Annotated in this window: 15 protein-coding genes; 8 read left to right on the forward strand and 7 right to left on the reverse strand. The window is 35.7% G+C overall.

The window, feature by feature from the left end:
• Positions 1 to 72 precede the first annotated feature (72 nt).
• Both FFWV33_RS00320 and FFWV33_RS00325 read right to left on the reverse strand, forming a co-directional pair.
• Positions 73 to 618, reverse strand: coding sequence for an RNA polymerase sigma factor (locus FFWV33_RS00320; RefSeq protein WP_108739040.1), 546 nt, complete (start codon positions 616 to 618; stop codon positions 73 to 75).
• A 199-nt stretch (positions 619 to 817) separates the two neighbouring features.
• Positions 818 to 2,560, reverse strand: coding sequence for a leucine-rich repeat protein (locus FFWV33_RS00325; protein ID WP_159085946.1), 1,743 nt, complete (start codon positions 2,558 to 2,560; stop codon positions 818 to 820).
• A 495-nt stretch (positions 2,561 to 3,055) separates the two neighbouring features.
• On the opposite strand from FFWV33_RS00325, the gene FFWV33_RS00330 reads away from it, so the two are divergent.
• Positions 3,056 to 4,087: a DUF2971 domain-containing protein gene (locus FFWV33_RS00330; protein ID WP_159085947.1), complete on the forward strand. Its 1,032-nt coding sequence runs from the start codon at positions 3,056 to 3,058 to the stop codon at positions 4,085 to 4,087.
• 2 nt (positions 4,088 to 4,089) lie between these two features.
• On the opposite strand, the gene FFWV33_RS19260 is transcribed toward FFWV33_RS00330, so the two are convergent.
• The gene (locus FFWV33_RS19260) at positions 4,090 to 4,227 is read right to left on the reverse strand and encodes a hypothetical protein (RefSeq protein WP_159085948.1); all 138 of its coding nucleotides are present in this window, start codon (positions 4,225 to 4,227) and stop codon (positions 4,090 to 4,092) included.
• Between the two features lie 80 nt (positions 4,228 to 4,307).
• Here FFWV33_RS19260 and lysS point away from each other — a divergent pair, with 80 nt between their 5' ends.
• Positions 4,308 to 6,011: a lysine--tRNA ligase gene (lysS, locus tag FFWV33_RS00335; RefSeq protein ID WP_108739043.1), complete on the forward strand. Its 1,704-nt coding sequence runs from the start codon at positions 4,308 to 4,310 to the stop codon at positions 6,009 to 6,011.
• 187 nt (positions 6,012 to 6,198) lie between these two features.
• Positions 6,199 to 6,663: a hypothetical protein gene (locus FFWV33_RS00340; protein WP_108739044.1), complete on the forward strand. Its 465-nt coding sequence runs from the start codon at positions 6,199 to 6,201 to the stop codon at positions 6,661 to 6,663.
• Positions 6,664 to 6,731: 68 nt separating this feature from the next.
• On the opposite strand, the gene FFWV33_RS00345 is transcribed toward FFWV33_RS00340, so the two are convergent.
• On the reverse strand, positions 6,732 to 7,739 hold the full coding sequence (locus FFWV33_RS00345) for a 2-hydroxyacid dehydrogenase (RefSeq protein ID WP_108739045.1): 1,008 nt from the start codon (positions 7,737 to 7,739) through the stop codon (positions 6,732 to 6,734).
• Between the two features lie 378 nt (positions 7,740 to 8,117).
• On the opposite strand from FFWV33_RS00345, the gene FFWV33_RS00350 reads away from it, so the two are divergent.
• The 5 genes from FFWV33_RS00350 (at position 8,118) to FFWV33_RS00370 (ending at position 16,625) form a co-directional block, all read left to right on the forward strand.
• On the forward strand, positions 8,118 to 10,994 hold the full coding sequence (locus FFWV33_RS00350; RefSeq protein ID WP_108739046.1) for a T9SS type A sorting domain-containing protein: 2,877 nt from the start codon (positions 8,118 to 8,120) through the stop codon (positions 10,992 to 10,994).
• Positions 10,995 to 11,462: 468 nt separating this feature from the next.
• Complete coding sequence (nadA, locus tag FFWV33_RS00355) at positions 11,463 to 12,392, forward strand: quinolinate synthase NadA (RefSeq protein WP_108739047.1); 930 nt, start codon at positions 11,463 to 11,465, stop codon at positions 12,390 to 12,392.
• Positions 12,392 to 13,924 (forward strand): L-aspartate oxidase, encoded by a 1,533-nt coding sequence (gene nadB / locus FFWV33_RS00360; protein WP_108739048.1) that lies wholly within the window; start codon positions 12,392 to 12,394, stop codon positions 13,922 to 13,924. The genes nadA and nadB overlap by 1 nt, the downstream gene beginning before the upstream one ends.
• A gap of 125 nt (positions 13,925 to 14,049) precedes the next feature.
• Entirely contained in the window at positions 14,050 to 14,364 is a 315-nt protein-coding gene (locus FFWV33_RS00365) for a DUF6660 family protein (RefSeq protein WP_108739049.1), read from the forward strand.
• A gap of 89 nt (positions 14,365 to 14,453) precedes the next feature.
• Positions 14,454 to 16,625, forward strand: coding sequence for a TonB-dependent receptor (locus tag FFWV33_RS00370; protein WP_108742412.1), 2,172 nt, complete (start codon positions 14,454 to 14,456; stop codon positions 16,623 to 16,625).
• A gap of 182 nt (positions 16,626 to 16,807) precedes the next feature.
• On the opposite strand, the gene moaA is transcribed toward FFWV33_RS00370, so the two are convergent.
• The 3 genes from moaA to FFWV33_RS00385 all read right to left on the reverse strand — a co-directional run bounded on the left by moaA (position 16,808) and on the right by FFWV33_RS00385 (position 19,378).
• Positions 16,808 to 17,812, reverse strand: a complete 1,005-nt coding sequence (gene moaA, locus FFWV33_RS00375; RefSeq protein ID WP_108739050.1) for a GTP 3',8-cyclase MoaA — start codon at positions 17,810 to 17,812, stop codon at positions 16,808 to 16,810.
• Positions 17,802 to 18,716 (reverse strand): bifunctional molybdenum cofactor biosynthesis protein MoaC/MoaB, encoded by a 915-nt coding sequence (gene moaCB / locus FFWV33_RS00380; protein WP_108739051.1) that lies wholly within the window; start codon positions 18,714 to 18,716, stop codon positions 17,802 to 17,804. Before moaCB ends, moaA begins: the two co-directional genes overlap by 11 nt.
• A gap of 215 nt (positions 18,717 to 18,931) precedes the next feature.
• Positions 18,932 to 19,378, reverse strand: coding sequence for a molybdenum cofactor biosynthesis protein MoaE (locus FFWV33_RS00385; RefSeq protein ID WP_108739052.1), 447 nt, complete (start codon positions 19,376 to 19,378; stop codon positions 18,932 to 18,934).

The raw sequence follows: 19,378 nt of genomic DNA on the forward strand, positions 1-19,378 counted from the left end.
TTTCGGTTTCTTCTTTTCTGTGTCTTTCTAAGTCACTTTGAAGTCCCCTTATCTATTAGACTATTTTTATATTTATTTCTTGCGGTACTCATCAAATTTATTTCCTAATTTTTTCTTGAGGTTTTCTTTTGCTCGAAAAAGCAAGGACTCCACAGCCGAAACTGTTATCTCCATTATCACCGAAATTTCAGGATTAGTCAAGCCATCAATTTTAGATAAGATAAAAGCTGTTTTTTGTTTTTCGACTAGTTCATTAATCACTTCAAAAAGTAATTTGGATTTTTCTTTGTTTTCTAATAAAATTCCGGGGTGTTCAAAATTAGAAATATTTTGAATCTCATATTCGTTATCCGATCGTTTCCCAAAAATAAAGAAACGTTTTTGACTTTTTTTATGCTTTAAAAAATCCAAACTTTTATTTATTGCAATACGATATATCCAAGTTTTTAAACTCGACTGACTTTTAAAAGTGCCTATTGATTGATGCAATTGTACAAAAACATCTTGAGTAATTTCTTCGGCATCTTCAACATTTTGCACATAACTAAGCGCCACGTTGTACACGAGAGACTTGTATTGTTTGTACATATCTTGAAAACTTGGGGCGTCAAAACTCATTTTGATCTGTAGTAATTGTATTTTATAAAAATCAAATATAATCGAAAATTAATAAACAATAGCAACAAAAGCATGATGCAACATTGAGAATAAAACAAAAAAGCCAGAAGAAATTCTCCTGGCTTTTGATATCTCATTATTCTTTTTGTTTTCTAAAAAAAAAATCTAAACGAATGATTTTAGAATAATTGATTCGAAATTAAAATACTGCTTTTACAATTTTCTTATTTACAAATCCTTTGTCAGTTGCAATACTTACAATATAATTTCCGGCTGATAGGTCGGCTACATTCATTTGACTGCTCATTGATTTACGCATTAATTGACCAGTACTACTGTAAATTGAAACGGAAGTTAAAGTAACATTGATTGGCAACTGAACATTAATCATATCTGTTGTAGGGTTAGGGTATACCTGCAAGGCCACAAGATCTAAGGCAGAAAGACCTAATGTAGCCGATTTGAAGTTGGCCCATACTGGTGCAGTACGGTAAGCGCCTATGTTAGCCCCCGATAAACCAATAGTTGCCAAAGTAAGCCCATCAAAAACGTTGGCATTGATCACTGGCGGCGTGCTCGCATCTATATTTACTGACGTCAATGCTTGACAAAATGCAAAACTATTATCTCCAATAGTTGTAATACCTGAACCAAGCGCAATTGTTTTCACTTTTACATTAGCAAAGAATGAACTAGCTCCAAGTGTTGTTAATGAGTTTGGAAAAGCAAGACTCTCCAAAGCAATACAATTATAAAAAGCAAGTGTTCCGATAGTTGTTAACGCTGTACCAAAAGTTGCAGTGGTCATTGCTGAGCAATCAGCAAAAGCTTCACTACCAATAGTTACAACAGCATTTGGAATCGCAATACCACCTAAAGCAGCACATCTTATAAAAGCTCGATCTCCTATGCTTGTCACAGAAGAACCTATAATTGCGGAAGTTAATGCTGTACACTCGTAAAAAGCTTCAAAACCTATTGTAGTTACGTTGTCTGGTATAGTAATATTTTGTAAACTGCTACACTCAAAAAAGGCACCTTTACCAATGGAGGTTAAAGTTGATCCTAAAATAGCAGTCGTTAACGCTGAACATCCTGCAAAAGTATCATCTTCGATTGTAATCAGATTGTCTGATAAATTGATCGAACTAAGTTTTGCACAATTATTAAATGCACTATGTCCTAAAGTTTCCAGCCCCGTACCCATTGATACAGTTGTTAAATTGCTACAACCTGAAAAGGCGTTGTATCCAACATTTTGAATAGTATCTGGTATAACAATACTAGCTAAACTGGTACATTCAAAAAAGGCTCCGTAATTAATAGCTGTAACCGCATTCCCGATTGTAGCTGTTGCTAATGCTGAACAACCGGTAAATGTGTCATATTCAATTGTGGTAACGCCATTTGGTATTGCAATGGATGCCAATTTTTCACAATTATAAAAAGCACTATGTCCCAATGATTGCAGACCCGTACCCACCACAGCTGTAACTAAATTTGAACAACCCGAAAAAGCATTAAACCCAATACTCACTAAACTATTTGGAAGTGTTATCGAACCCAAATTACTACAATTAAAGAAAACTCCCGTTCCTATTGATGTAACATTGTCACTCATTGTTACCATTGCCAGACTAGTACAACCTGTAAAGGCATTATCTTGGATTGACAAAACTGAATCAGGTATGCCTACACTTGTAATAGGCAGATTTGCAAAGGCATCATTCTCAATAGCTGTAACGGTATAAGGGTCACTAAGATACGTCACTGTTGTTGGAATACTTATTGCACCAGTGTAGGTAGATAAATAACTCACTTTCACATATTTGTTACTTACATCTGTGACGGTATAATTGATGTTATTGAATGTAAAGCTTTGTGCTTGCATAGCAAAAGAAGCTAAAAAGCAAAAGAATAATAAAAGGTAGTTTTTCTTCATGGTCTGTAATTTATTTTTAAAATTTTGTTTTTGTTGTTTAAAAAACAAAATTACTGTTTTTTTTACTTACAAATTTACATTAAAATTCAATTTCATCGTATTTTAACACCTGATTATCGATTAAAAGAAAAAAATTGATTTAAACTACAAAAAATGCATTAATCACGCTTCGATCGCCTGTAATACTATAAATAAAGCAAATAATTTGATACAAATATTACAAGAGCCACCTACCAATAGTAGTATTTGTAGTTTTATCTTTTAATCACCAACTGAAACTAAGGTTCAAGAAGTTTTTCCTTTGTTTAGCATAAGATTAATATTTATACTATTTCATTAACAGTGAATTTTATGTTTTAATTTATAATAGTAATGATTAAGGTTATGGGTGTAGAATGGAAATTTGCTTTATTGTGTTTATTTATTAATTCTAATAGTAAAACTATAAATTTATTTAATTATTTTTCCGTTTTCATTAAAACAAGTAATATACATATGCAAGATAACGAACGAATTTTTAGTGATTTTGAGAATGTAGACAAATTTAAAAGAGAAGTTCTCAATCCAATTCTGCCAAAAGCTAAATTTTCTAGCTGCTTTATGCAATCAACTCCGGGAGTACCTGCAGATGATTTTAGTGGACAACTATCTCCGATACATTTACTAAAAGGAAGTGTTTATGAGTACAAAGGAGATAACAGCTTTATACATTACTCTTCGTTATTTGGTTTAAAAGCTATTTTAGAATCTGGTTTTTTAAGAATGTCTGAATTTGGAAATATCATGGATAAAAAAGAATTGAATTTTGCTTCAATTATTTTTGAAGATAATAACTCATTATTCAGAATCGATGAAGATACAATTACAGTGTTAAAAGAAAATATATTTTGTTTATCCTTATGCGAGTCAAATGAAGAAACAAAAAGAAATGACTTTATGTGGGAAGTATACGGAGATAAAGGCAAAGGAGCGATTATAGAATTGAAGTTGACAAAAAAAGATCCCGAATTTTTCATACAAGGAAAAGTCCTTTATGGAAATGAAAAACTAAACTCCATTAGGGAAATCAAGAATCTTACTGAGAAATTTGCAGCAGAAAACAATAATTTCATTCCTAATAATTTTGCTGAATTTTTAATTGAACTACAAGCTTTTCATAAATCTAAAAGATATTCCATTGAGAATGAAGTGCGATTCTTAATGAAGGAAAATAAACAACAATATGATGAGCATAAACTGGAAACAATTTATAGAGACATTAATTCAAATCAAGAAGTGAAATATTTCAACAAATTATTTTTAAAAGGAAGACATCCTTATTTAAATTCTGACCAAACAAAAAACAATAGGAAAGTATTAGATGAATTTCCGCAAGTTGAAATTAAAAGAGTTATTCTGGGGTTTAATATCTCCATTGAAAACAAGGTTGATATTTATACTTTATTAAACAAAATAAAAGTGCAACACAACTACGATTTTGAAATTAGCCAAATTAACGATGATAAGGAAATCTTCCCAATGAGATAACTTTAAAAACTAATTACTTCAAACATAGTCCCGATCGAAACGGCATCCTTTTTGGCTTTTTTGGCAAAAAAGATAGAGTGTCCCGAAGCGTCGGAAGCAGGACAAATAGTAAATAAAACCACAAATTTTCTGCTCTTCAAAAAACTTTTTCTTAGAAACTTAGAAACTTTGCATCTTAGCGACTTAAAAAGTATCTTTGCGCTCTTAAAATTAGCATAAAATGGCACTATCAGAACAAGAAATCATTCGAAGAGAGAAACTTCAAGCCCTACGCAACCTAGGAATCAATCCTTATCCTGCGAACCTTTTTCCTGTAAATCACACTTCGAAGCAGGTGAAAGAATCGTTTGAAGAAGGTAAGAAGGTTATTGTTGCTGGACGTTTGATGAGTGTACGTGATCAAGGTAAAGCATGTTTTGCCGAGTTGCAAGACAGCGAAGGGCGTATTCAGTTGTACGTGAATCGTGATGTTTTGTGTACGGGTGAAGACAAAACACTTTATAACCAAGTGTTTAAAAAATTGACCGATCTTGGCGATTTTATAGGTATTGAAGGTGAATTGTTTACTACTAAGGTAGGTGCACAATGTATACGCGTGGATCAATTTACATTTTTGAGTAAAACATTGCGTCCGTTGCCATTGCCGAAAATCGATGAGGACGGAAAAGTACATGATGCTTTTAATGATGCCGAATTGCGTTACCGTATGCGTTATGTAGATTTGACGGTAAACCAAAATGTAAAAGAGACTTTTATTAAGCGTACCAAATTGTTCAACGCCATGCGTGGCTACTTTAATGACGCTGGATATTTGGAGGTTGAAACTCCGGTTTTACAATCGATTCCCGGTGGTGCTGCGGCGCGTCCGTTTATTACGCACCACAACTCGCTAGATATGCCATTGTACATGCGTATTGCGAATGAGTTGTATTTAAAAAGATTAATTGTTGGTGGATTTGATGGGGTGTATGAGTTTTCGAAAAACTTCAGAAATGAAGGAATGGACCGTACGCACAATCCTGAGTTTACCGCTATGGAAATATATGTAGCCTACAAAGACTACAACTGGATGATGGATTTTACAGAGAAATTGTTGGAGCATTGCGCTATTGGTGTAAATGGTACTAGCGAAGCGACTTTTGGTGAACACCAAATTAGTTTTAAAGCGCCGTATGCTCGTGTGACGATGACCGATTCTATCAAACATTTTACTGGATTTGATATCTCTGGCAAAAACGAACAAGAATTGTTTGATGCTGCTCGTGGTATGGGAATTGACGTGGACAACACTATGGGTAAAGGAAAATTGATAGATGAAATTTTTGGAGCGAAATGCGAAGGAAATTATATTCAGCCAACTTTCATCACCGATTATCCCAAAGAAATGTCACCGCTTTGTAAAGAGCACCGTGATAATCCTGAGTTGACAGAGCGTTTTGAATTGATGGTTTGTGGTAAAGAAGTAGCAAATGCATACTCTGAACTAAACGACCCAATTGATCAAAGAGAGCGCTTTGAAGATCAAATGCGTCTTGCTGCAAAAGGAGATGATGAAGCAACAGGAATTATCGATGAAGATTTCTTGAGAGCTTTGGAATACGGAATGCCGCCAACGTCTGGATTAGGAATTGGAATGGACCGTTTGATGATGTTCTTAACTAATAATGCTTCTATCCAAGAGGTATTGTTGTTTCCGCAAATGAGACCAGAAAAGAAAGTAGTTCAAATTGAACTAGAAGCAGACGAGAAAACAATTGTAGCTATCTTGCAAGCAAATGATAACCAAATGGAATTTGGTTCACTTAAAATAAGATCAGAATTAAGCGGTAAAAAATGGGACAAAGCCATGAAAAACCTATCAGCTTTAGGAATGACAGAAGTTGTTGTTGAAGGTGATGTAAAAGCTTGTAGATTGAAGGAGTAAATTCTTTTAGTTAACATATATATTTTAGAAAAGGAACTTCATATTGAAGTTCCTTTTTTTGCTTTAAACCATGAACTAACCCTTTCAAAAACCCTAATTAAAACCTAACCAAATCACAAACTCTTCATAATGAGCGAAGTTTATTTGACATTCTGTCGTCTAACTTATAAACGAAAAATATTCTATTATGAAAAAAGTATTTACAACAGCACTGATTGCTCTTATTACAATCACTGGATTCGCACAAGGAAAGCAAAACGCAGAAAGCAAAAAACAGCATCACGGGATGGAGAATTTCACTCCTGCACAACGACAAGAGCTAATGCTGAAAAAGATGACACTCGGACTTGATTTGAACGCATCCCAACAAAAAGAAATGAGTAAAATCATGGGAGAACAGATGGCAAAAAGAGAAGCCTTCATGAAAGACCACAAGTCAAAAACAGAAAAACCTAGCTCTGACCAAATGTTTGCTATGAAGAGCAAGATGCTAGACGAGCAAATAGCAATGAAAGCAAGAGTTAAAAAAATCTTGTCTCCAGAACAATTTTCGAAATGGGAAAAAATAAACCATCACCACCACAAAGGGATGAAAAAGCACCATTCTGATAAAAGAAGAGGAGATAAAAATAAAGAAGCAGAAACAAAATAATTTTTCTTGCATTAAAAAATAAGGGTTTGACACAATTAAATGTCAAACCCTTATTCTTTTATTTTACTCTAGCTCAAAAGTCCGGCTTTGTTTGCGAACTCATTTCCTTCTAATAGATCAGTTACGTTTTGCAATGTAGTCAAGGCTATTTGCGTCAGCGCTTCATTGGTAAAAAAGGCTTGATGCGCCGTTACCAAAACATTTGGAAAACTCATTAATCGCTGGATATCATCATCTTGAATAATATCTTCTGACAAATCTTTAAAAAATAATTTTTCTTCTTGCTCATAAACATCGATTCCGAGATAGCCAATTTTAGCATCTTTCAAAGCATCAATTACATCTGGTGTATTAATCAACGCTCCCCTACTAGTATTAATGATCATGACATTTTTTTTCATTATCGAAAGCGATGTCGCATTAATAATATGTTTTGTTTTTTCAGTTAAAGGACAATGTAACGAAAGTATATCTGCTAATTTAAAGATTGTATCTAGAGGTTCATATTGTACCCCAATTTTTTCTAATTCCTCGTCTTTGGCAATATCAAAAGCTAGGACTTTACAACCAAAACCCAATACTATTTTAGCAAATGCTTTACCGATATTTCCGGTACCAATTACACCTATCGTTTTTCCGTGAAGATCAAATCCTAATAAGCCGTTGAGAGAAAAATTTTGTTCACGAACACGATTATAGGCTTTGTGTGTTTTTCTATTCAAAGTCAGAATCATTGCCATAGCATGCTCTGCGACCGCTTCGGGCGAATAGGAAGGAACGCGACAAACTCGAATTCCTGCTTTTTTGGCTGCATCTAAGTCAACATTATTAAAACCTGCACAACGCAAAGCAATAATCAAGACCCCTTTGTTTGCAAGCGCGGCTATCACGCCTGCATCAAGTACATCATTTACAAACACGCAAACAACGGGACTATCCTGAATCAATTCTACTGTATGATGATTTAACTGGGTTTCAAAAAAGTCTAACTCAAACTTATATTCGGCATTGTATTTTTCGAAAAAAACTTTATCATAAGGTTGAGTCGAAAAAAAAGAAATCTTTATTGGATTCATAGGTCATTTTTTATATAAATAGTAGGCAACACAGTCATGGAGATCAAAATAGTGTTAATTTGAAAAGGCAACCTAAAATTCGATAATAGATTTTTATTTCAGTTATTATCTACAATTAAACATTACTGTTGAATACTATAAAAGTAATTAAAAATTAGCTCCGAGAGTCTAACTTTCGAACTAAAAAAATAGCCTGAAAAAGCATTATTCGAGTACATCCTTCCTTTTGCAAGTTAACAAATAGGATAAATTACAAGTTACGAAGGGTAAAATCCTTTTATTACTACCGATACAATTTACTTAATTTTATACCATTCTAGACCATTGCTACTTTCTATTAGCCAAACAACTTTCAAACCAAACTATAATATCCAAATTATGAAACTAAAATTACACACTTCAACACTCATAATATTGTGTTGTTTACTATTTTCTACCTATAGTGAAGCACAAAATAATTTTTACCAAGGTGCACTTAATCAAACCGCTTGGGACAATTTGATTACTCAAATTAGCAGCAAAAGAGCTCTTTTGTCAGGTCAAATCACACAATTACAAACTGCCAACTTAGAGGCGCGTTACGCCCAAGGTACCATTGTCACAGCAGATGAATTTGTTGTGTATGCAAGCCGCGATCGTGAAAATGCAGGCGCTTTGCAAACGAAATATACTGGTAGTGGATATACCGGTTTCAACAATCAATTTACAGCACAATTATCCCGTGAAGGTATGACTGCATCTACTTTTTCTGTTTTTGATCCTTTTCAAATACTAAGTGATTGTGTTAAAATTTTGGATAATGCCATCGCCGAAACAACAAAGCAATTGAACGGAAGTATTATGTTGCCTACTGTTCAGAACTTTTCGAGCACGGGAGACCCAACACTTTCAAATACTTCTAGCTATTATAAAAAAGAGGGCAGAACAATTTTCCCCAGTACAATGTGGAGTATGCAATCAGATTCTGATTTGATGCAAACCATTGGCTATTTGAGCTCTAGTTTTTTATCTCCTCAAACAACAAGTGCTCCAAATGCAGCCATTACTCCTTATCAACTTTCTAGTCAATCCAGCTTAGTTGCAACCAATGTATCCAAAGGACAAAGTCCGGTACAGGTCCAAATTACACACAACCCACTTGCAGGATGGATGACAACTGCATCCAATGATAGTAGTTCTCCTTTTTACAAAATTGCCGATTACAGACGTGCTTTTGCGGCTTACGACATAGACTACCCTATTATTGCCGATAATACTGACCCGAATAATTGGAACAAGAACATGTTACAATCTTATATTCCGAGTATCAAAAGTGCAGCAGGAAATAGTCCTCTTATTTATGTTTTATCGAATGAGCCACACTGGGACTTGATTTCGACCTCCTCCAATGATGATGCATCAAAGGGATTATCACCTTACACCCGAACTGCCTTTGCGGAATACTTGAAAGTGGCTTATAATAACAACATTGCAGCGTTAAATACAGTTTACAATCCATTTAACAGCAATGCAAATTACAGTAGTTTTGACCAATTGAAAAATGTTCCAGCACAAACCTCTTCATCATCACCTTTAGCTCTTTTTACAGAAAGCCAAAAAGCTAGCTTACAAGGAACTCCTATTTGGTATGATTGGTTACGTTTCAACCAGAACAGAGCTACAAAATGGCATTTAAACCTAAAAAAATACACGTTGGAATCTGATCCAACTGCTAAGGTTTCGATAAAGATAATCGGAAATGAAGTTGAAGCTCCAGATAGAGATAGCGGTATCGACCTAGAAGCTTCTGGGGACTTAATGGACGTCATAAGTTTTGATAGTCAAATTACTCCAAGCAATACACACGGAAGAAACGCTCGTTTTTACAGAGATTGGTGGCTTGGACGTTATATTACTGAATGGAGAGAACAAGCAATAAACATTGACTTCTTCAAATCTTTATACCCAAACAAACCTATTTTTGACTCTGAATGGCACGGAATATCGAGTAATGCTTGGTATAATTTTGCATTAGACAAAGGTTTTGTACGTTCTGGTTTATGGCACGGATTCACAAATGGATTAGGTGTTGTCAATGCATGGTGGTGGTACCGTGAAGACGGAACTAATGGAACTACAAAAGGTGATCTTGAAGGAAAAACAAATACAGTTGGAAACTCTATGTCATCGCCACAACACCAACCTATTGCGTTTGAAGATTTTGGCCGCACGATGAAAGAGGTAAATGCTTTGAGTGAAACTGTAGCTAGTTTGTCACCCGTTAAAAGAGATTTTCTAATTTATTACAGTAACGAAGCAGCCATTCAAGACTTTACTTATATTCAACAAATGGGGCAAATCTATGAAGCCTTGAAACTCATGAATGTTAAGGTGGGTTTCACTACCGAAAATAAAATTCAAAATCTTGGATACACGCCAAAAGCAATTATAATCCCACCTACCCTATTTATAAAAAGCACAAGCATCAATGCTTTAAACACCTACAAATCAAACAACTCATCTGTTGGCATCTTAGAAATCAAACGCTCTGGAACGACCAATTTTGCAAAGGACGAAAAAGGAACACCTAACAATTCTAGAAGTACCAGTTTTGCTACAGCAAACTTCACCTACAATGGAGCCTTTACCTATCTTTCTACCAATGCTACTCCAACCAGTACGCAAATAGCAAACAATTCGGGTAACGCAAATACAATTCTTACGGCACTAATTGCTAATCTAAGATCATCGTTAACGATACCTACCCCAACTATTAATTTTAAAATTCAAGAAGTAGGTACTACTACTGAAGCTTTTGGTGTATTAGCATCACAAGGAAACACACCTGATGGTAAAGCAGTTGTATCTCTTATCAATATGAGCTTAACAGACAAACAAATTAAATTACCAACCTCTAGCGTTGCCTACAGCAATATGATTGATGGTGTTACACTAAATGAAACTTTTATTATGAAACCATATGATGTACTATTGGTGAAAACTGGAGTGACATTGGCAACAAAAACCTTCACTGAACCTATTATCAAGCCTTATAAGATGTATCCAAATCCAGCGAAAAACACCGTTACAATTGATAATATTGTTGCTGGTGAATACATTTTGTACAACAATTTAGGACAAGTAGTTAAAAAGGAAGGAACAACTACAAACACGATGACCTTATCCTTATCAGACCTTCGCACAGGAGTTTATTTCATCGCCATTCCAAGTGAAAGCACAAATCCAATATTCGAAAAATTAATTATTTCGAAATAAAAAAAGAATAAGAAATAATTTGAGAAGTTTGAAGAAACCAAATTACATCAAACAGCTCATCACCAATGTAGTATAGCTTTTTATTCTATTATAAAAATACACTTTATACCCTATTCATTACCTAGAAGGAACGCCAATTGACGTTCCTTTTTTGTTTTTAATAGCACTAGAAGTACATAAAATAACGGTGCATGTATCATCCAAAAAAGTAGATAAACTTTACTTCTTCAAATACCAAAGCCCTTTGATTAATCTCTTCAAAATAAAAAAACAGACCACAAGCCTTCCTTTCTAATGCATTCGAAAGCGATTCCTAAAAGAAACTATCTTAAAATTTTGGCAAAATAATCCAACAAAATGGTTTTTATCTTTATATTTACTACTTTAATACCCCTTGGAATATATGTATATTTGCTGTATATTTATAGCTACCTTAAAAAACCATAAACACAACAAAATTGACTAGGAATGAAAGATCTTAAAGAAAAAATATTGGCCTTGAAGAAAGAAAAGAATGCGGTAATTTTAGCGCATTATTATCAAGAATCCGATATTCAAGATGTAGCCGATTACGTAGGTGATAGTTTAGGACTGTCTCAAGAAGCGGTAAAGGCAGAAGCTGACATCATCGTATTTGCAGGCGTGCATTTTATGGCCGAGACTGCCAAGATTTTAAATCCGTCCAAAAAAGTTATATTACCAGATGCAAAAGCAGGTTGCTCGCTTGCTGATGGTTGCCCTCCAGATGAATTCAAAAAATTCACAGATGCTCACCCAGATCATGTGGTGATTACCTATGTAAACTGTTCTGCTGAAGTAAAAGCATTAACAGATATCGTTGTAACCTCATCAAACGCGGTAAAAATTGTAAATTCAATTCCGAAAGATAAACCAATCATTTTTGCTCCAGATAAAAATCTAGGAAAATATGTGATGGAAGTTACAGGACGCGAAATGTTATTGTGGGATGGTTCTTGCGTAGTGCATGAAGCTTTTTCGTTAGAAAAACTTTTAGACCTATACAAAGAGCATCCAGATGCTAAAATCATTGCACACCCAGAGTCTGAAACACATATTTTGCAAACTGCCAAATATATTGGATCTACTGCAGGTATGATTGATTTTGTAAAAACAGACTCTAATCATAAATATATAGTAGCGACTGAGGCAGGAATTTTGCACAAAATGCAGCAAGAAGTACCTCATAAAATCTTAATTCCTGCTCCTGCAAAAGAAGATAACACTTGTGCTTGTAGCGAATGTGGGTATATGAAAATGAATACTTTACAAAAATTATACAACTGCTTATTGAATGAATCTCCAGAAGTAACAGTTCCGGATGATATTATTGCAAAAGCGTTGATTCCTATTGAACGAATGCTGGAATTATCTAAATAATGATCAAAACCAATTACTTAATTGTAGGATCTGGCGTAGCAGGTCTAACTTTGGCTTTAAAAATAGCCAACCAATTCCCAGAGAAAAACGTTACTATTGTGACTAAAGCTACTGCGGACGAATCCAACACGAAGTACGCTCAAGGCGGAATCGCAATTGTGACGGACAAAATTGGAGATTCATATAAAAAACACATTGAAGACACTATAATTTGTGGGGACGGTTTATGCGATCCTGCAGTTGTAAAAATGGTCATCAATGAAGGCCCAAAAAGATTGAAAGAATTAATCGAATGGGGAGCCAAATTTGACAAAAACAAAGAAGGAACCTGGAGTTTGGGTAAAGAAGGCGGACACTCTGAAAATCGAGTAGTACACCATAAAGACCAAACAGGAAAGGAAATTGAGCGCGCCATATTAAGTCAAGTGCAACTCAAAAAAAATATCGATGTTTTACCACACCATTTTTCTATTGATTTAATAACTAAAGACAACCGCTGTTTAGGTGCTCATGTTTTAAATCAAAAGACTAAAGAAATCATAACATTTAGTTCTGATTTTACAGTTTTGGCAACTGGAGGAATCGGACATTTGTATGGTCACACAACCAACCCTGTTATTGCAACAGGAGACGGAATTGCAATGGCATATCGTGTGCATGCTGAAATTAAGGATATGGAATTCATACAATTCCACCCAACTTCAATGTACAAAAAATCAGATGGACCTTCGTTTCTAATTTCGGAAGCGGTTCGTGGTTTCGGAGCTCATTTGCGCACCAAAAGCGGTCACTTATTTATGCCTGACTACGATTCTCGAGGCGATTTGGCTTCAAGAGACATCGTTTCTCAAAGTATCGAAAAGGAATTGGCAAAATCAGATGATGAATGCGTTTACCTTGATTGTACTCATTTGGACATGAAAGCTTTTATTGCTCATTTCCCCATGATTTATGATCGCTGTAAACTTGAAGGTATCGATCTAGCCAAAGATTGGATTCCGGTAGTACCTGCACAACATTACATTTGTGGTGGAATTGCAGTTGATCAATCTGGAAAAACATCGGTAGAAAATTTATTTGCTTGTGGCGAATGTTCCCGCACAGGTTTGCACGGTGCTAATAGACTGGCATCAAACTCTTTGCTAGAAGCCTTGGTATACTCAGACAATATTTATGATTATTGGAGTGAAAATGAATTTCCAAAATCACAATTTGAAGGTGAAGTAAAAGATTGGGGAGACAATAGTAAACCCAAAATTGATGCTGATTACGTCACAAAAACAAAAGAAGGACTGCAATTATTGATGCGTCAAAATGCAGGAATTGTGCGTAATGATTATGATTTAAAAATAGCGCAACAAAAAATAGACGCTCTAGAAAATGAAATAAAAGAAGCTACAGAAACCTACCAAGTTAATGCCAATTTGTGGGAGCTTTACAACCTAGTAATCATAGGAAAAATTATTGTAGAACAATCCATAGCCCGAAATGATAATCGAGGCGGTTTTGTAAAAATCGAAAAAACAGTTTAATGATAACGGAGAGCGTCGCAAAGCGCTCTCTTTTTTTTTATTGTCGAGTTAGAATCATTTCACTCCACACGATATTATTTTAAAAAGTTTTCGCAATATTCAGTTCTACAAACTATCTTTGTATTGTGAAAATAATAGCGCTCTTACTGGCCTTCTTTATTTTGGCTTTATCTAGCCAAGGATGCTGCGATGATGATAATTGTGAAAAGGAAGGACTACTCACTCACACAGAACAAAAGCAGCACAAAGACAACTGTGACAACTCCTGCTCTCCTTTTTTTAGCTGTGGAACATGTGTTGGTTTTACTTTCCCAAATCCTACCTTTTACCTTCTTGAACAACAATTTACCTTAATTGAAACCAATTTGGTTTCTACCTTTATTCCGCAACTTCGGTCACAATTCAACGCTGCAATTTGGCAACCTCCAAAAATTAGCTAAATTTTTATTAGTGCTTCTGCACGCTTTATTTTATGGAAGTTACTCGTGCTTCCACTATTAATTTCAAGAGATTAACTAAATTTTCGATAATGAAAAAATTTATTCTGTTGTTGGTTGTCACAATCAACTTTACAGCTGTTTTTGCGCAAAACAATTTTAAAGCGGTCCTGAAAGACAGCAAAACAAATGAATTATTAATTGGTGTAAACGCTGTCATTCAAAACAGCAACTTAGGTAACATTACGGATGGTAATGGAGCACTTGAAATCACCAACGTCCCCAATGGCGAACAGTCCATCGTATTGACCGCTGTAGGCTATGAAGACAAAATAGTACAATTTACATTTCCGTTAGAGTCAGATGCCATACAAACCATTTTACTCGAAAGTGAAGGCGAAGAATTAGAAGATGTAGTGATTACCACTACACGTAGTAGTCGCACAATTGCTAATATACCTACTCGTGTAGAAACAATCGCTGGCGAAGAATTGGACGAAAAAGGGAATATGAAACCCGGTGACATTAGAATGTTACTGAACGAAAGCACTGGAATTCAAACCCAACAAACATCGGCAACAAGCTATAATTCTTCTATTCGAATTCAAGGATTGGATGGGAAATACACCCAAATTATTCGTGATGGTTTTCCGTTATATTCTGGGTTTTCAGGTGGACTAGGTTTGATGCAAATTGCTCCTTTGGATCTAAAACAAGTGGAAGTAATTAAGGGTGCTTCGTCAACGCTTTATGGTGGCGGTGCCATTGCCGGTTTGGTTAATTTAGTTTCGAAAACTCCTACTGAAAAGCGAGAATTAAATTTTATCCTCAACGGAACTTCTGCATTAGGTTTGGATGCAAGTGGATTTTATTCACAGAAATTCAAAAAAATTGGAACTACCGTTTTTGCTTCTTATAACCACGGAACACCTTATGATCCCGCAAATATTGGACTAACTGCTATTCCTAAATTTAATCGTTTTACGTTGAATCCTAAATTGTACTTGTATTTAAACGAAAAAACAAACTTACATGTGGGTTTTAACAGCACGGTAGAAAACCGAATTGGTGGTGACATCGAATACATTAAAGGGAATGGCGATGCCAATCATTCGTATTTCGAAAAGAACAAAACCAACCGTTTTAGTACTCAACTGGCTTTCGACCGAATTATTAATGAGCAGTCTAAGTTTTCATTCAAAAACAGTTTTAGTTTTTATGATCGTAGCATTGCCATACCAAATTACAGTTTTTCGGGTAAACAATTTTCGTCTTTTGTAGAAGCAAGTTACAATTACAACACCGAAAGAACAGAATGGATTGGAGGATTGAACTTATGGACAGATCAATTTACACAAGATAAAATTGCAAACACCCAAGCGGTAGATTACAAATACACCACAGTTGGGGCATTCGTACAAAACACATGGAATCCTAACGAAAAATTAGCACTAGAAACAGGTCTGCGTTTGGATTATCAGAATGAATATGGCGTTTTTTTACTGCCTCGTATATCGGCTTTATACACTATTAGTCCGAAATTGAGTGCTCGTCTTGGTGGAGGATTAGGGTATAAAACTCCAACCGTTTTCACCGAAGATGCCGAAAGGATTCAGTTTCAAAATGTACTACCTATCCAAACCGCCAACACCGAAGCAGAGCAATCAGTCGGAGGAAATTTTGATTTGAACTATCAAACTCACCTGACAGACCAATTGGCATTAACAGTAAACAGTTTATTTTTCTACACAAAGGTTAACAATCCACTGGTTTTAACCGCTAACAGTGCTAACAATTACGAATTCCAACAACCAAATGGAAATATTGATACCAAAGGGATCGAAACCAACATCAAGCTATCTTACCAAGATTTCAAGCTTTTTATTGGCTACACTTTGGCGGATGTAAACGAACATTATAACGGAATCACAACTACGTATCCACTTGTTGCCAAGCACCGCTTGAACAATGTATTGATGTATGAGATTGAAGACAAACTAAAAATTGGTTTGGAAGCCTATTATTTCAGTCCACAAAAATTGAACGATGGCGCAACCGGAAGACAATATTGGCTGGGTGGTTTCATGATTGAAAAACTATGGGAACATTTTTCGATTTTTCTTAATTTCGAAAACCTAGGCGATACCCGACAAACTAAGTTTGACACTATTTATACAGGACCTATTACCAATCCAAATTTTAGAGATATCTACGCTCCCGTTGATGGATTTGTAGTTAATGGTGGGGTGAAGATTAAATTATAGCCCAAGTTTACACCTAACAAAAAAAATATTTTCTTAGTTTTTTTTCACCACAAATTTCACAAATTTTCACAAATTCGAGATATACCTTTGGTACATTTGTATTAACCAGAATTATACACAAACAAAATAATTTGCGTAATTTGTGTAATTTGCGGTGTAAATTTATAAAAGATTAATGCCATTTACCCCCCAATCTTAATCATACTTCTATTTTTCGAAAATAAATCGGGGTTTTGAAATTTAGCATCATCATCCATTCCGCCTCGCATGGCGTGTTTGGATTGTATGTTTTGAGCTAATAATGGCTCAATGGATTCGCCTGATCTCAAAGTTTCGAGCAGCGAAGTCTCGGTGTTCGAAAACAAACAGTTTTTTAATTTTCCGTCTGCCGTTAAGCGTATGCGGTTGCACGTGCTACAAAAAGGATTGGTAACGGAACTAATCACCGAAAAACTTCCTTTGTAACCCGCTATTTTATGATTTTTTGCTGTGTCGTTGGGTTTATCAATTAACCTTTCGACTTTGGTTATTCCATATTTGTCATGGGTTTGATTAATGATTTCGGCATAAGAAACCAATTTATCTTTGTTCCATTTGTTCCCGTCAAAAGGCATGAATTCGATAAACCGAATCATGATATTGCGGTCTTTGGTCAATTCGATAAAATCCAATATTTCGTTATCATTAAACCCTTTCATGACCACGACATTCAGTCTCAATTTGAAATTTTGTTCTTCAAGCAAATTCAGATTTTTCCAAAATTGGTCAAAATAATTGCGCCGTGTGATCAGGTTAAACTTCTCTTTTACCAAACTATCGATACTCACATTAAGCCCCGTAATTCCGGCTTCCTTAAACGTATCAATAAAATCATCAACTAGAATTCCGTTGGTAGTTATAGTCAATTCTACACCCAATTTACCCAAACGAGCAATAACGTCTTTGGCATCTTTGCGTACCAAAGGTTCACCACCAGTCAATCGTATCTTGGTTACCCCCAAATTGACAAACGTTTGTGCAATAGACACAATTTCGTCCGCCGTCATTAAGTGTGGTTTTGGTGTTAACGAAATTCCTTCCGCAGGCATGCAGTACGTACATCTCAAATTACAATATTCTGTAATCGAGATGCGCAAATAGTTGTGCGCGCGTCCGTGTGTATCCTGCAAAATTTTGTTAGGCACCATGATTGAATCCGTTAAGAATTTTGAACAAATGTAGAATCGAAGGAAACACCGCATCCATAGACTCACTCGCTCCCGCTGTAGAACCAGGCAACGCCATAATCAACGTATTACCTTTAAATCCAACAACCGAACGAGACAGCATTGCATAAGGTGTGCGGTCTTGCCCATACGCACGAATGGCTTCTTCGATCCCAGGAATACGACGATCAAGCATCGGAATCACCGCTTCGGGAGTGATATCACGGTTGGACAATCCCGTACCGCCCGTCATGATAATCAAGTCGATTTTACTTTCGCACAATTCATTTATAGTCGATTGAATATCTAGAATTTCATCTGGAATCACCGTATATCGAGAAACCTTTAACCCCAAGTTTTTCACTTTATCAGAAATCACTTTTCCTGCTCTATCTTCTTTCTTTCCGCTCGATACGCTATCTGAACATACAATTACAGAAACCGCCAAATCAGGAACATCATTCTTCCCAAAATCTGACTTCCCTCCTTTTTTGTGCAGTAGTTTAATGCTCGAAATCTCGACTTGTTTATCAATCGGCTTCAACATATCGTACATTGTCAACGCCACAATCGAAGCGCCGTGCATGGCCTCTACCTCAACACCAGTTCTGTAAATTGCCTTAACTGTCACCTTTATCAAAATAGAATCTTCTAGAAATTCATATTCAATTCCAGTAAACTCAATCGGCATCGGGTGGCAATCCGGAATCGAATTCGACGTATTCTTCACTGCAAAAAGTCCTGCAGTTCGTGCCACTTCGAGCACATCGCCTTTGGGAACGGTTTTGTTTAAAATCGCCTCCATCGTGGCTTTCGCGCCCACTTTCACCACCGCCTGAGCCGTAGCCGTGCGTTGGGTTATAATTTTATGTGTAATATCTACCATTTTTTTGCTTTTTGCTATTTGCTCTTGGCTTTTAGCACTGTTGTAAAAATATTATTCTGGGCGTGTCCCTACGGGTCGGGCTTTTCGTTCCAATCTTTTTTGGGGCAAAAAAAGCCCCGAAAAAGGATTTCCTCTTCAATCCCTCACGCAAATCTGATTTAAATTCAAGTTTAGTTTAAAAATCAAAAGATTCTATTCTAACTTCTTTTTTCTATTCAAGAATTCTCTTTCCAGCTATAGCTCTCGTCTTCAAAAATCTCTTTCCCGAAAATAGCCACACTCTTTTTGATTTCTTCCACCAAAAACTCCAAAGCTTCATACACTACTTTTCGTCTTGGGGCCGAAACAAAAACGAATAAACAGATTTCGCCCGCTTTTACTTTTCCCAAACTGTGATAAATGTGCATGCAAGTCAGTTCATATTTAGCGAAAGCTGCTTCTCTAATTTCGTAAAAAGATTTTTCTGCCATTTCCTCATAAGCCGAGTATTCAATTGCCACAACGGTTTTTCCATCTATAACATCGGCACGAACTTGACCTAAAAAAATATTGTGAGCGCCTATTGACGTTTTCGTTTGGTGTTTCGCAATCGAATTCCCAATAAAATCTGAACTTATTTGCCCCTGAATAAAGGAGCTTTTCTTTGGTTTATCTGATGACAT

The sequence above is a fragment of the Flavobacterium faecale genome (genome assembly GCF_003076455.1).
GTDB classification, from domain to species: domain Bacteria; phylum Bacteroidota; class Bacteroidia; order Flavobacteriales; family Flavobacteriaceae; genus Flavobacterium; species Flavobacterium faecale.